Raw genomic sequence first — 13,926 nt, forward strand, 5'->3', positions numbered from 1 at the left:
GAGTAATGCGTTAGCAAAAAAATCACCCTACTGCTCAAGGAGGATCTTTCCCGCCCCCGACCCCCCACGCTCAAACTCCGCCCCCCTACTCCTCGTACAGCTCCGCGATCTCGGCGGCGTAGCGGGCCTCGATGGCCGGGCGGCGGAGTTTGAGGGTGGGGGTCAGCTCCCCGGCGGCGACGGTGAACTCGGCCGGGAGGATCCGGAAGGCGCGGATCCGGGCCGGCCGGGAGAGCGTGGCGTTCGCCTCCGCCACGGCCTCCGCCACCAGCGCCCGGACCGCCGGGGAGGACCAGGGCGCCGGGCCCGGGTCGGCGCCCTCGCGGGCCGCCCAGCCGGCCAGTTCCGCGGCGTCCAGCGTGATCAGCGCGACCGGGTACGGCCGGCGGTCGCCGATCATCACGGCGCGGGAGACGTACCGGGAGCGCTGGATCGCGAACTCCGCCTCCGAGGGCGTGAGGTTCTTCCCCGCCGAGGTGATGATCAGCTCCTTCTTACGGCCGGTGATCCGCAGGAAGCCGTCCGCGTCCAGCTCCCCGAGGTCGCCGGTGTGCAGCCAGCCGTCGGCGTCCAGCGCGCCCGCGGTCGCCGCCGGGTCGCCGTGGTAGCCCGGGAAGACCATCGGCCCGCGGGCCAGCACCTCGCCGTCCGGGCCGATCCGCACCTCGCAGCCGTCGACCGGGCGGCCGACCGTGCCGTACCGGACCGCGCCGGGGTGGTTGAGCGAGATCACCCCGCCCGACTCCGTCATCCCGTACCCCTCGAAGACCCGGATCCCGCAGGCCCGCAGGAAGTCCAGGGTCTCCGGGGCGATCGGGGCGCCGCCGGTCAGCGCCCAGCGCAGCCGGCCCCCGAAGGCCGCCCGGACCGGCTCGTACAGGGTCTCCCGGGCCGCCTCCCAGGCCGCCCGGGACTCCTCGGGCAGGGCCCCCTCCGACTCCAGGACGCCCAGCCGGACCGCCGCCTCGAAGCGCTCCCGGCCGCCCTCCCGGGCCTCCGCCAGCGACCGCACCACCGCGTGCACCTTCTCGAACAGCCGCGGTACGGACGGCAGATGGGTGGGCCGGGCCTCGGCCAGCTCGCCCACCACGTCCTCGATCCGGCCGCCGAAGTAGCACAGCTCGCCGCCCTCCAGGAGGGTGGTGAACTGGATGAGCTGGGCGAGCAGGTGCGCCAGCGGCAGGTACAGGTACGTCGAGTCGCCCGGGCCGCCCCGCACCAGCGGGAGGGTGGCGTCCTGGACGGCCCCGAGGTTGCCGTGGGTGAGCCGGCAGCCCTTGGGCAGCCCGGTGGTCCCCGAGGTGTAGACGATCGCGGCGTCGTCCGCGGGGCGCACCGCGGCGGCCCGGTCCCCGAGCGCGTCCGGCGGCCCGGGGGTACCGGACGCGGCGGCACCGTCCCCCGCCTCCCCCGTCAGCTCGTCCATCCCCACCACCGCGCGCAGCTTCGGCAGCCGGTCCCGCAGGGCGGCCACCCGGGCCTCCTGCCGGGCGTCGTCGCAGACCACCGCCACCGCCTCGGAGTCGGCCAGCACCCAGGCCAGTTCCTCCTCGCCCGCCGTCGGGTACACCGGCACCAGGACGGCGCCCGCCGCCAGCACCCCGAAGTGCGTGTACGTCCACTCCGGCCGGGTCTCGGCCAGCACGGCCACCCGCTCGCCGGCCGCCACCCCCAGCCCCAGCAGGGCCCGGCCCGCGCGGCCGACGGCCGCGTGCAGCTCCTCGTACGAGACCCGCCGCCAGCCGCCGTCGGGGGCGCGGAACCGCAGCGCGGGCTCCGGCCCGTGCCGGTGCGCGGTCCACTCGGTGAACACCGCCAGCGTCCGCGGCCTGCCGTCGTACGCACGCATCGCATGTCCTCCCGGGGTGAGGTGTCCCCCGACGCTAGGCACCGCGGGCCGCCCGGCGGCATGACCGGAAGCGTCAGCCCCGCTGACCGCAGCGCTCAGAGCAACTACCGTCGTGCGCATGGGAAGGCGGACGATCACCGTGCACCACGTACGCGCCCTGCTCGCGGGTGCGCGCCGCGCCGGGCTCGACACCGTGCCGCTGCTGCAGGCCGCGCAGATCCCGCCGCTGCTGCTCGGCGACGACCGGGCGCGGGTCACCCCCGCCCAGTTCGCGCGGCTGTTCCGGGCGCTGTACCGGGAGACCGAGGACGAGTTCCTGGGGCTGGGCAGCGCGCCCAGCCGGCCCGGCACCTTCGCGATGATGTGCCACGCCGCGCTGGGCTGCCGGGACCTGGGGGCGGCGCTGCACCGCGGCACGGCCTTCTACGGGCTCTTCCCCGGCGGGCCCGAACTCGCCCTGGAGGCCGTGCCGGAGCCGGGCGGCGACCTGGCCCGGCTGACCGTCCGCACCGACCTGGCGCGGGACGAGGAGCGCTTCCTCACCGAGTGCCTGCTGCTCATCGCGCACCGGCTGTGCAGCTGGCTGATCGGCCGCCGGATCCCGCTGGCGTACGCGGCCTTCGCCTATCCCCCGCCGGCGCACGCGGCCGAGTACGAGCTGCTCTTCGACTGCCCGGTCCGCTTCGGGGAGCCGTACACCGGTACCGGCTTCCCCGCGCAGTGGCTGGCGGCGCCGCTGGTGCGGGACGAGGCGGAGCTGGACGCGATGCTCCGGCGGGCCCCCGCCGACCTGCTCGGCCGGCCCGAGTACGGCACCACGGTCGCCGAGCAGGTCCGCCGGGCCCTCGCCCGGGACCTGCGCGGCGGGCCCCGGCTGCCGGCCCTGGGCGAGGTGGCGGCCCGGCTCGCGGTGAGCCCGGCGACCCTGCGCCGCCGGCTGGGCCGCGAGGGCACCTCCTTCCAGGAGCTCAAGGACCACGTCCGGCGGGACGCGGCCATCGCGGGCCTGGCCGAGAGCGACGAGCCCATCGCCGGCCTCGCCACCCGCCTCGGCTTCTCCGAGGACACCGCCTTCCACCGCGCCTTCCGCCGCTGGACGGGCACCACCCCGGGCGCCTACCGGGACACCGGCGGGGCCGCGGCGCCCTGAAGTCAGGAAAGGTGAGCGGCGCGGTCAGCGGTGGGGGGCGGGGGGCGTCGCTACCGTCGGGGTTCCCCCACCCCCACACGAAGCTGGGAGATCGCCCATGGGCATCCGCAGCACCGCCCTGGCCGCCGTCGCGACCCTCGTGCTGGCCGCCGTACTCCCCACCACCGCCGCGACGGCGCAGGCCGTCCCGGCCGCCGGCGCCCCCGGGGACCTCGTCTCCGTCGAGCCCTCCGCCTTCCACCCGCTGCCGGGGCAGTGGACGAACACCAGGGCCTGGAAGGTGCACTACCGGTCGACCACCGCCGACGGCGCGCCGGACGTGGTCTCCGGCACCGTGATCGTCCCGCAGGACGGGCGCACCGGCCCCCGGCCGCTGGTCACCTACGCCGTCGGGACGGTGGGCCTGGGCGACTCCTGCGCGCCGAGCGCCAACTTCCCGCGCGGCACGGCCCTGGAGGCCAACCTCATCCAGCAACTGACGCTGCGCGGCTGGGCGGTGGCGGTCACCGACTACGAGGGGCTGGGCACCCCCGGCGTGCACACCTACACGGTCGGCCCCTCGGCCGGGCACGCGATGCTGGACGTGGCCCGGGCCGCCCAGCGGCTGCCCGGCGCCGGCCTGTCCGCGGACGGCCCGGTGGGCATCATGGGCTACTCGCAGGGCGGCCAGGCCTCCTCCTGGGCCGCCGAGCTGGCCGCCTCCTACGCGCCCGAGCTGAAGGTCAAGGGCACCGCCACCGGCGGGGTCCCGGCGGACCTGCGGGCCGTCGCGGACTTCAACGACGGCAGCTACGGCTCCGGTCTGATCTTCATGGCGGCGGCCGGCCAGGACGCGGCCTTCCCCGAGCTGAGGCTGGACTCGTACCTCACCCCGGCCGGCAGGGCGCTGGTGGACTTCTTCAAGGACAACTGCGTCGCGATCGACGCGGGGATCGGCTCCTTCAAGAAGATCTCCGACCTGACCACCGTCAACCCGCTGGACCGCCCCGACTGGCAGGCCCGTCTGGACCAGTCGAAGCTCGGCCGCCGGGCCCCGGCCGCGCCGGTGTACCAGTACCACGCGCTGGCCGACGAGTTGATCCCGTACGCGGTGGACCGGACGCTGCGCGCCGACTGGTGCGCCCGGGGCGCCGCGGTGCACTGGGAGACCATCCTGCTCGGCGAGCACGTCAGCGGGGTGATCACCCAGTCGGTGGCGGCCGGGAACTGGCTGGCCGACCGGTTCGCGGGCCGGCCCGAGCGGGGCAACTGCTGAGCCGTACCGGGCTCCTGGGGCGCTGGCCTCACTCGTCGGCGGTGCAGGAGGCGGTGCCGCGCGGCAGCGAGCCGTCGAGCAGGTACGCGTCGACGTGGGCGCGCACACAGGGCGAGGCGTCGTAGCCGCCGTGGCCCTCGCCCTTGTAGTCGAGGACGACCGCGTTGCCCAGCCGCTTCGCGGTCTCCTCGGTCCAGCGGTACGGGGTCGCCGGGTCGCCGCGGGTGCCGACCAGCAGCATCCGCGGGGCGCCGGGCCGGTCGATCTTGCGGATGAAGTCGGTGCCGGCCGGCCGGCCGTAGCAGGAGAGCACGCTCAGCAGCTGGGAGGGTCCGAAGAGCCTGGAGGCCTCCAGGAACTCCGCCTGCAGGCCGTCGATCTCCTCGACCACCCTGGCCGGGTCCCCGCCGCCGATCCGGTCGGGGGCGTCGGCGCAGCTCACCGCGATCAGCGCGGCGGTGGAGTTGTCCCAGGGCACGTCGGTGGTGCCGACCACCTTCTCGCCGGGGGCGGGGCTCGCGGAGGCGTCCGGCTCCGGGTCCGGCTCGGGGCCGAAGAGGCCGCCGAGTTCCAGCATCCCGCCGGGGTCGCGCTCGGACTCGATGCGGCCGAGGGCGTCGGCGAGCCGGGGCCAGTTGCGGCGCGAGTAGAGCGCGAACCCTATGCCGTTGACCACGTCCTGGCCGGTGAAGGCGTACCCGGCCGGGCCGATCAGCGGCTCGGCGTTCAGCCGGTCGACCAGCGCGGGCAGCTTCTCCTTGGCGGTGCGGGCGTTGGTCCCGTAGACGCAGCCGCGCTGGCGGGTGCACCAGGTGAGGAAGTTGTCCAGGGCCTCCTGCTGGCCCTGCGCGGAGACCAGCGCCTGCTGCACCAGCGGCTCGGAGAGGGTGTCGACCCCGTCGAGCACCATCCGGCCGGTCCGCTTCGGGAATTCGGCGGCGTAGACGGCGCCGAGCCGGGTGCCGTAGGAGAAGCCGAGGTAGTTGAGCCGGCGTTCGCCGAGCGCCTGGCGCAGCACGTCCATGTCGCGGGCGACGTTGACGGTCCCGACGTACGGGAGGACCGGGCCGGAGTTGCGGGCGCACTCGCGGGCGGCGGTCCGCAGGGACTCCACCCGGGCGGCGTCGGAGTCGCCGGTGCCGGCCTCGTCGAGGGCGCCGCCGCAGCTGACGGGGGCGCTCTGGGCGACCCCGCGGGGGTCGAAGGTGACCAGGTCGTAGCCCTCGCCGAGGTCCCCGAAGCGGTGCGCGGCGGCGGCCAGGGTGGCGACGCCGGGTCCGCCGGGCCCGCCGAAGTTGAGCACCAGCGCGCCCTTGCGGGGGCCGGTGGCGGGAATCCGGGCCACCACGAGCCCGACGGTCCCCTTGCCGGGGTCGGCGTAGTCGATCGGCACGGTGAGCGTGGCGCACCGCATCTCCCGCGGCCCCGGCTCCGCACAGCGCGCCCACTCGAGGTGCTGCCGGTAGAAGCGGGCGAGCGGGTCGGGGGCGGGCGGTGCGGGCGCCGGCGCGGCGGCGAGCGTGGTGGCCGCCAGCGCCGCAGCGCAGAACAGGCCCAGACGAGGCCGGTGCATGGCACCTCCAGGGTGTGCCCCCGCACCACCATAAGGTCCCACCGCCGGGGCCGCCGTTCGTGGTGTGTGGGGCGGGGGACCCACACACCACGAACGGCCCCCACCTGTGAAGAACCCCGGAACCCCCTGCAAATCATTCGCACCCAGCCGGTGCAGGCTCGTGCAAGGTGCCGCACGGGGCTGTCCCTGGCGGCTACCCGGCAGTAAATTACCGGCGGTAACACCTCCCGAGCCGCCGAGGAGTGTCCGTGCCCCCGCCACCCGGCCCGCAAGCCCCCGCCCGATCCCCCGGTACCCCCGTCAAGACCGTCGTGGACCGCGTGGTCCGCGAGGTCTACGTACCGCCGCTCGCCAGCCCCCCGGAGCAGGGGTCGCTCGGCGACCTGCCGTTCCTGAACGCCCAGGAGGCCCCCCGCGAGCCGGTCCTGGCCCGCAAGCAGCCCGACGGCAGCTGGCGGGACGTGACCGCCGAGGCCTTCGCGGCCGAGGTGCTGGCGGTGGCGAAGGGCCTGATCGCCCAGGGCCTGGAGTGGGGCGACCGGATCGCGATCATGGCGCGGACCACCTACGAATGGACCCTGCTCGACTTCGCGGCCTGGGCCGCCGGCCTGATCACCGTCCCGATCTACCCGACCTCCTCGGCCCTCCAGGCCCGCTGGATCATCCAGGACTCCGGGGCCGTGGCCTGCGTGGTCGAGGACACCACCCAGGCCCGCCTGATCAGCGCGGAACGCTCCCAGCTGCCCGGCCTCACCCACCTGTGGCAGTTCGACACCGGCGCCGTCGCCCAGCTCGTCCACGCCGGCACGGACATCCCGGACGTCGCGGTGCTGGCCCGGCGCGCCCACACCGCGCCCCAGTCCGTGGCCACCGTCATCTACACCTCCGGCACCACCGGCACCCCCAAGGGCTGCGTGATCACCCACGGCAACCTCTTCGCCGAGGTCGACAACGTCGTCGAGCTGCTGCACCCGGTCTTCAAGTCGGTCAGCAAGGACCCCGCCTCGACCCTGCTCTTCCTGCCCCTGTCCCACGTGTACGGACGGATGGTGGCGATCGGCTGCATCCGCGCCCGGGTCAAGCTCGGCCACGCGCCCAGCATCCGGACCGAAGAACTCCTCGCCGACCTGGCCGGCTTCCGCCCCACCTTCCTGCTGGCCATCCCGTACGTGCTGGAGAAGGTCTACAACACCGGCCGGGCCACCGCCGAGAAGATCGGCCGGGCCGCCTCCTTCGACCGCGCCGCCCGGATCGCCCGCCGCTACGGCCGCACCGACCGGCCGGGACTGGGCCTGCGGGCGGCCCGGGCGCTGTACGACCCGCTGGTCTACCGGCGCATCCGGACCGCGCTCGGCGGCCGGGTCCGGTACGTGATCAGCGGCGGCTCGCCGCTCGGGGACCGGCTGGCGGCCTTCTACGCGGGCGCCGGCGTCGAGGTGTTCGAGGGGTACGGGCTCACCGAGACCTGCGGGGCCAGCACCATCACCCCGCCCCTGAACCCCCGGCTCGGCACCGTCGGCTGGCCGCTGCCCGGCACCGCCGTGCGGATCGCCCCGGACGGCGAGGTGCTGCTGCGCGGCGGCCACGTCTTCGGCGGGTACTGGGACGCGCAGCGGGCCGCGGTCGTGCCCGCGACCGACCACGAACAGTGGTTCCCCACCGGGGACATCGGCGAGCTCGACGCCGACGGCTACCTGGCGATCACCGGCCGCAAGAAGGACATCATCATCACCTCGGGCGGCAAGAACGTCGCCCCCGCCCCGCTCGAGGACTGGCTGCGGGCGCACCCGCTGGTCGGCCAGTGCATGGTCGTCGGCGAGCACCGGCCGTACGTCACCGCGCTGATCACCCTGGAACCGGACGGGCTGCACCACTGGCGGCAGATGCGCCGCAAGACCGAGGTCCGGATGGCCGACCTGGTCCACGACGAGGAACTGCGCGGCGAGCTGCAGCGGGCCGTCGACGAGGCCAACAAGCTGGTCTCGCGCCCCGAGTCCATCCGCCGCTTCCGCATCCTGGCGACCGACTTCACGGAGGCGGCGGGCCACCTGACCCCCTCCCTGAAACTGCGCCGCACCGCCATCGCCACCGACTTCGCGAAGGAGATCGAGGAGCTGTACGGCCAGAGCTGACCGGCCGCCGCCGCCGTCCGGGCCGTCCCGGCGGGCGGAGGCGGGCGCTCCGCCTCAAATGTGGCTCAGAGAAGTCGGGCGGGCCTCCCGGAAGCGCGGAATCCCGTCGTACGGTGCGGGCACGTCCGGGTGATCCACTCGCCGGGCGCACCGCTCGTCCGAGCGGGACCGCACCCCGAGCGCCCACCCGACCGCTCGCCCCACGACCGGAGCCGCCCCATGCACGCACGCCCGCGGGCCCTCGCCGCAGCCGCCTTCCTGGCCGTCGCGGCCCTGCCCCTGACGGCCTGTTCGTCCCCGGCCCCGGCGCCCGCGAAGGCCGTCCCGGCCGCCCCGGCCCGGCACCTGGCCCCGCCGCGGCCGGCCCCCGTCCTCGGCGCGGCGCCGCACCTCGGCGAGGGGCAGGAACTCCTGCGCGTGGACGCCACCTCGGGCGGCCGGGTGTACGAGCTGCCGGCCGCGGCGGACGGGCCGGGTGCGCTGGCCGTCGCCCCCGCGTGCCTGGGCGACGGCACCCTCGAGGTCGTCCTCCCGCACGAGATGGAGTTCACCCTGCACTGCACGGCCGGTGAGGTCGCCAAGCAGCTGAACCAGATCTCCCGCGACCGCCGCCGGAAGGGCCCGACCACCATCGCCCTCACCCCGTCCGGCGACGTCCGCTGGAACCTCACCGTCGCCCACGACCCGCACCCCCGGGCCACCCCCGCCGGATAGCTCCCGACGGGGGGCTGCGGCGCCCCCTTGAGGGGGGGTACAAGTCCCGCCGGTCGGCGGATGGGCCGACACGGCGGGTCCGGCCGAGACTCGGAGCCGGGCGGAGCCGCCGACCGGCGCTCCTGCCCTCCCCCCCTCGTACAAGGAGCTCTTCATGATCACGACCGCACGCCGGGCCGTGCCCGTCCTGGCCCTGGCCTCGCTGCTGGGCGGCCTCGGCACCGTCGCGGCCTCGTCCGACGCGTTCGCCGCCACCCAGTCCCGCTGCAGCGTGGAGCGCGGCCTCACGATGGGCCGCGGCCACGTCACCTCCGTCTGCACGCCCGTCTACGGCCCCGGCATCTCGGGCGCCAAGATGGTCAACCAGCACCGGGCCGTCGTCCACTGCGACAACATCCGCGGCCAGGGCAACGCCCACGACATCCACAACACCCTCTACGGGCCCTGGAAGAACCCCGGTGAGAAGTCCGAGGTGACCTGCGCCATCCGCTCCACCCTCACCGGCTGGGACCAGCAGACCAACTGACCCCGCCCGTCCGCCGACCGCGGACACGCCGCAGCCCCCGCCCGGCAGGGAACGGGGGCTGCGGCGCTCCGGCGGGCGGGTCAGGCCGCCGCCGGCTCCGGGGTCGACGGGGCGTCGATCGGGGAGGCGGAGGCCGAGGCATAGGCGGCCTTGTCGAGGATGTTCTCGCGGGCCGCGACGACCACCGGCACCAGCGACTGGCCGGCGACGTTCGTGGCGGTGCGCATCATGTCGAGGACCGGGTCGATCGCCATCAGCAGGCCGACGCCCTCCAGCGGGAGGCCGAGGGTCGACAGGGTCAGCGTCAGCATGACCGTGGCGCCCGTCAGGCCCGCGGTGGCGGCCGAGCCGATGACCGAGACGAAGGCGATCAGCAGGTAGTCGCCGACGTTCAGCGGGACGTCGAAGATCTGCGCGATGAAGATCGCGGCCAGCGCCGGGTAGATCGCCGCGCAGCCGTCCATCTTGGTCGTGGCGCCGAACGGCACCGCGAAGGAGGCGTACTCCTTCGGCACGCCCAGGCGCTCGGTGACCTTCTGGGTGACCGGCATGGTGCCGACCGAGGAGCGGGAGACGAAGGCCAGCTGGATCGCGGGCCAGGCGCCCTTGAAGAACTGCAGCGGGTTGACCTTGGCGACGGTGGCGAGCAGCAGCGGGTAGACGCCGAACATCACCAGGGCGCAGCCGATGTAGACGTCCGCGGTGAAGGTCGCGTACTTGCCGATCAGGTCCCAGCCGTAGTCGGCGATGGCGTAGCCGATCAGGCCGACGGTGCCCAGCGGGGCGAGCCGGATGACCCACCACAGCGCCTTCTGGAGCAGTTCGAGGACGGACTCCGCGAGGGTCAGGATCGGGGCGGCCTTCTCGCCGAGCTGGAGCGCGGCGATGCCGGCGACGGCGGCCATGAAGACGATCTGCAGGACGTTCAGCTCGGTGAAGGGGGTCACCACGTCGGTGGGCACGATGCCGGTCAGGAAGTCGATCCAGGAACCGGTGTGCTTGGGCAGCTGGCCGTCCTTGGGCGTCAGACCGGTGCCGGCGCCGGGGTTGGTCAGCAGGCCGAGGGCGAGGCCGATGGCCACCGCGATCAGCGAGGTGATCATGAACCAGAGGAGGGTCCGCGAGGCGAGCCGCGCCGCGTTGTTGACCTTCCGGAGGTTGGTGATCGACACGAGGATCGCGAAGAAGACCAGCGGGGCCACGGCCAGCTTCAGCAGCTGGACGAAGAGGTCGCCGACCTTCTCCAGGGTGGTGTGGAGCCAGCTGATGTCCTGGCTGCGGGCCAGCCAGCCCAGCAGGACTCCGAGCACCAGACCGGCGACGATCTGGACCCAGAACGGGATTCTTGCGGCGGTCTTGGAGAACGCGGACACGGACACACTCCGACTAATGGCACATCTGACCGACCAAAGCTAACACTCAAACTTTGAGAACCTGAAAGCCTTGCTTTGAGAATGTTGAGATCCGGACAACCTGAACCGGCCCCGGGACACGACAACGCCCCGGCACCGGAAGGCTTTTCCGGTGCCGGGGCGCAGGTAACTCAGGCGTCCGCCGTGTGACGAAGCTTACGGCGCCGCCACCACGCCCACGCCGCGCCGCCCGCGAGGAGCACCCCCGCCGCAGCGCCCACGACGGCCGGCCGCCGCCAGAGGGGAGCCGGCCGCTCGCCGACGATCAGGTGAATGGGTACCCCCCAGCTCTTGTCCCGGTTCCGTATGGAGACGAGGCCGGGCCGCAGGTGCTGCCCGACCTTCACCTCTCCCTCTCCGGGGATGCTGATCCTGAGGACGCCCGTACCGTCGACGGCGCAGTAGACGTCGATGTCGTTCTGGTAGCCCGTATGAGCGCAGAACGCGGTACCGGGGCGATCCGCGCCGGGCAGCAGGTACGTGCCCGGGGGGAGCTCGACGCGAGCCGAACCGGCCGCGAGGCGGGGCAACCGGATGTCCACGGACTCCCCGGGCATGCCCCAGACGGTCACAGAACTACCGCCCCCCGCCGAGGAGCGGTCGTGCCAGCACACCGCGAACACGGCCAGCGCGGTCACCGCGACCGCTCCCGCGACCGCCAGCACCCGTCCGCGCAAACCCATCGGGCCCCCTGTCCGGGGAGTCAGCTCGCGCGGGCCGCGTCGTCGGCGGCGTCTTCCTGGCTGCGGTTGTCGGCCAGCTTGTTCTTGACGCCCTCGACGCGGCCGCTGATCTGCGCGGACATCTCGTCGCGCTGCTTGCGCAGCAGGACGAAGGAGAGCGGCGCGGAGAGCACCAGCGCCAGCAGCACGACCCAGATGGCGTTGGCGTCGCCGAGGCCGGAGGGCAGCACCTTCAGCTTGACCAGGCCCGCGACCAGCACCAGGCATCCCACGAAGATGCTCACGCGCATCGCGGTGTAACGGATCGTCGCGCTCGGCTTCGGAGCCACGGCAGCCTTCTCTCTTCTACGTCCTTCTGGTCCGGCACCGCCCGGAAGCTACGACCCTCCGACCCGGCCCGTCCAGTGAAGCACGCCGGGACTACGGACAAGCCCGGCGGGGGTCGTCCGCAGGCACCAGCCGGAGCGAGGCGAGCGGCGCCTTCACGGCCTCCTTCGTGACCCGGTCCCACAGCACGGCCGTCCCGTCCGCGTCCCCCAGCAGCAGGTACGCCCGCCCGCCCACCAGCTCCCCGCCCTGCACGGGCACCTTCGCAAGCGTCTCCACCGGCTTCACGCACACCCATTCGGGCTCGACGCCGTAGTAGGGGGCGGGGGTGCGGCCCGCCGCGGCGGCGGCCCGGGCAGTACGGCCGGCCTGCACGGCGGGCTGGACAGAGGCCACCGCCCCCACGGCTACCGCGTACACCGAGCACAGGGCGAAGAGCGTGTAGCCCACCCAGCGCGCCCGGACCATCAGGTGGCAGTGCTCCAGCACGCCCAGGAGGGCCGGCGCGCACAGCCAGACCGAGACCGCGGCCAGCATCCGCAGCGAAGCGGCGAGCTCCGGCACCACGCCCACCTCCACGTCCTCCGGCGCCACTCCGAAGGCGTCGAGGTAGAGAGTGGGCAGCGACAGGCCGAGAGCCGGCAGCAACCCCGGGACGAAGGGCAGCAGGGCGGGCAGCAGCCACGGCACGACGGCCCGCCAGCTCGCCTGCCGCACCAGCAGCCGCAGACCGCCCAGGACCATGTACGCCAAGCCCAGCCCGCCCGCGGCCCGCGCGGCGATCTCGGGCTGCGCGGCGCCCAGCACCAGCGCGGCCACCACCCCAGCCGGCGTGCCACTGCACACGACCACCAGCAGCACGGACCGCGCCCGCGCCCCGGCCACCACTCCGCGCAGGGCAGCACCGACGCCCGCCACCAGCACGCCGGCCAGGAACAGCAGTCCCGGCAGCTCAGGAGGCACTGAGCCCGGTCTGCGGGCGATCGCCAGGGCCCCCACTGCCCCTAGGACGAGGCCGAGCGATCCGGCGAAATGCAGCGAACGCGCAATGCGCCGGCCCCCGAAGCCCAACGGCGCTTCCTTGACGGACCGGCGGACGTCCACCCCTGCGGGCGTCGGCCGCGCCCCCGGTAGTGGACGGGCCGCGAGGTGGCGGGCGGAGCCCGGTGAGTCCGCGCGGACCTGGCGGCCCGTATCACCCGGGTATCGGTCGAGCAGCCCCAACCGCCGCAGCCGCCACTGGATCGACCGGCGGTTCAGCACCAACGGCAGCGGTGGCCACGCCATGGGCTGGTCCCGGGCCACGTGCCACACCGGCCGCTCCGGCGCCTGCCGCACGACCCGGTCCACAGCCTCCACGACGAGGTCCAGCGACAGCTCCTCCGCCAGCGCTTCGAGCCGGTGCCGGGCGCCCGTGACGGCCCGGAAGGACGACCCCGGGAAGCGGACCTCCACCACGTACCAGCCCCGCCGGTCCACCAGCGGCCCCGCCGGCCCCGCGCGTTTCTCCAGGACCGGCCAGCCTCGGGCCGCCAGGGCCTCCTCGAGGAGGTCGGTGTCGGTGGTCGTGCCGCGCAACTCCACCAGCGCCACCGCGCGTTGGTCCCACTTCGCCCCCGTCATCCCCGGGGCATACCCACTACAAGAGCCGCAGCAGCATCGCGATGTCGTCGCGGTCGTCGCCCGGGGCCACGCGGATGGCTCCGGGGACGCGGCCGACCTCCGTGTAGCCGCAGGTGGTGTAGAAGCGCTCCAGGCCCAGGCCGCCGCGGCAGGAGAGGCGGATCGCCTCGATGCCGCCGAGGGTGCGGGCCGCGTCGGCCAGGGCCGACATCAGGGCGCGGCCCTCGCCGCGGCCCTGGCGGGCCGGGTGGACCATGACCGTGTACGCCCAGAGCCAGTGGGTCTGGAGATGGTGCGCGTTGGGGGCGAGGAAGCCGGCCGCCAGCACCCGGCCGGCGCCGTCCCGGCCGACCAGCAGCCGCATCCGGCCGGCCGCCACCGCGGCCAGCTGGGTGATCAGCGCCGGCCGCACCTCGTCGGCGGTCACCGGCGCGACGAAGCCCACGGCCCCGCCGGCGTTGGTCACCTCGACCCACAGCTCCAGCAGGCCCTCGTGGAGGGCCCGGTCCACGGCCGGCTCGAAGGTGAAGACGAGCGGGGCGACGGCCTCGGCCACCGCCCCGGTCAGGTCGGTCGAGGTCATGACCTCAGACCCGCATCGGCTGGGGGGACTCGCGCAGGGACGCGTCCGGGCCCGGGTACTCGCGGATGATCTCGTAGCGGGTGTTGCGCTCCACCGGCC

Annotated in this window: 12 protein-coding genes; 5 read left to right on the forward strand and 7 right to left on the reverse strand. The window is 74.4% G+C overall.

All coding sequences use genetic code 11. The features are described from left to right. Nucleotides 1-85: 85 nt before the first annotated feature. Nucleotides 86-1,849, reverse strand: a complete 1,764-nt coding sequence (locus tag AB0O40_RS35630; RefSeq protein ID WP_365050027.1) for a long-chain fatty acid--CoA ligase — start codon at nucleotides 1,847-1,849, stop codon at nucleotides 86-88. Between the two features lie 118 nt (nucleotides 1,850-1,967). Between AB0O40_RS35630 and AB0O40_RS35635 the strand changes: the two genes are divergently transcribed. Together AB0O40_RS35635 and AB0O40_RS35640 are read left to right on the forward strand one after the other, a co-directional pair. Further along, entirely contained in the window at nucleotides 1,968-2,999 is a 1,032-nt protein-coding gene (locus tag AB0O40_RS35635) for an AraC family transcriptional regulator (protein WP_365050028.1), read from the forward strand. A 97-nt stretch (nucleotides 3,000-3,096) separates the two neighbouring features. Further along, complete coding sequence (locus AB0O40_RS35640) at nucleotides 3,097-4,254, forward strand: lipase family protein (protein ID WP_365050030.1); 1,158 nt, start codon at nucleotides 3,097-3,099, stop codon at nucleotides 4,252-4,254. 28 nt (nucleotides 4,255-4,282) lie between these two features. On the opposite strand, the gene AB0O40_RS35645 is transcribed toward AB0O40_RS35640, so the two are convergent. Beyond that, nucleotides 4,283-5,827, reverse strand: a complete 1,545-nt coding sequence (locus AB0O40_RS35645) for an alpha/beta hydrolase (protein ID WP_365050032.1) — start codon at nucleotides 5,825-5,827, stop codon at nucleotides 4,283-4,285. A 311-nt stretch (nucleotides 5,828-6,138) separates the two neighbouring features. Here AB0O40_RS35645 and AB0O40_RS35650 point away from each other — a divergent pair, with 311 nt between their 5' ends. The 3 genes from AB0O40_RS35650 (at nucleotide 6,139) to AB0O40_RS35660 (ending at nucleotide 9,199) form a co-directional block, all read left to right on the forward strand. Continuing rightward, nucleotides 6,139-7,959 carry an AMP-dependent synthetase/ligase gene (locus AB0O40_RS35650; RefSeq protein WP_365050046.1) on the forward strand — a complete coding sequence of 607 codons (1,821 nt, stop codon included), beginning with the start codon at nucleotides 6,139-6,141 and terminating at the stop codon, nucleotides 7,957-7,959. A 219-nt stretch (nucleotides 7,960-8,178) separates the two neighbouring features. After that, nucleotides 8,179-8,673: a hypothetical protein gene (locus AB0O40_RS35655; protein ID WP_365050034.1), complete on the forward strand. Its 495-nt coding sequence runs from the start codon at nucleotides 8,179-8,181 to the stop codon at nucleotides 8,671-8,673. Nucleotides 8,674-8,827: 154 nt separating this feature from the next. After that, nucleotides 8,828-9,199, forward strand: coding sequence for a hypothetical protein (locus AB0O40_RS35660; protein WP_365050036.1), 372 nt, complete (start codon nucleotides 8,828-8,830; stop codon nucleotides 9,197-9,199). 80 nt (nucleotides 9,200-9,279) lie between these two features. On the opposite strand, the gene AB0O40_RS35665 is transcribed toward AB0O40_RS35660, so the two are convergent. The 5 genes from AB0O40_RS35665 to AB0O40_RS35685 all read right to left on the reverse strand — a co-directional run bounded on the left by AB0O40_RS35665 (nucleotide 9,280) and on the right by AB0O40_RS35685 (nucleotide 13,827). Continuing rightward, nucleotides 9,280-10,572, reverse strand: a complete 1,293-nt coding sequence (locus tag AB0O40_RS35665; RefSeq protein WP_365050037.1) for a dicarboxylate/amino acid:cation symporter — start codon at nucleotides 10,570-10,572, stop codon at nucleotides 9,280-9,282. Between the two features lie 170 nt (nucleotides 10,573-10,742). Continuing rightward, complete coding sequence (locus tag AB0O40_RS35670; protein ID WP_365050038.1) at nucleotides 10,743-11,294, reverse strand: hypothetical protein; 552 nt, start codon at nucleotides 11,292-11,294, stop codon at nucleotides 10,743-10,745. Nucleotides 11,295-11,314: 20 nt separating this feature from the next. Then, on the reverse strand, nucleotides 11,315-11,623 hold the full coding sequence (locus AB0O40_RS35675) for a DUF4229 domain-containing protein (RefSeq protein ID WP_365050040.1): 309 nt from the start codon (nucleotides 11,621-11,623) through the stop codon (nucleotides 11,315-11,317). Between the two features lie 91 nt (nucleotides 11,624-11,714). Continuing rightward, nucleotides 11,715-13,244 (reverse strand): hypothetical protein, encoded by a 1,530-nt coding sequence (locus AB0O40_RS35680; protein ID WP_365050042.1) that lies wholly within the window; start codon nucleotides 13,242-13,244, stop codon nucleotides 11,715-11,717. Nucleotides 13,245-13,260: 16 nt separating this feature from the next. Then, nucleotides 13,261-13,827, reverse strand: a complete 567-nt coding sequence (locus AB0O40_RS35685) for a GNAT family N-acetyltransferase (RefSeq protein WP_365050044.1) — start codon at nucleotides 13,825-13,827, stop codon at nucleotides 13,261-13,263. Nucleotides 13,828-13,926 lie beyond the last annotated feature (99 nt).

It is taken from the genome of Streptomyces sp. NPDC089919 (assembly GCF_040684615.1).
In the GTDB taxonomy this organism is placed as follows: domain Bacteria; phylum Actinomycetota; class Actinomycetes; order Streptomycetales; family Streptomycetaceae; genus Streptomyces.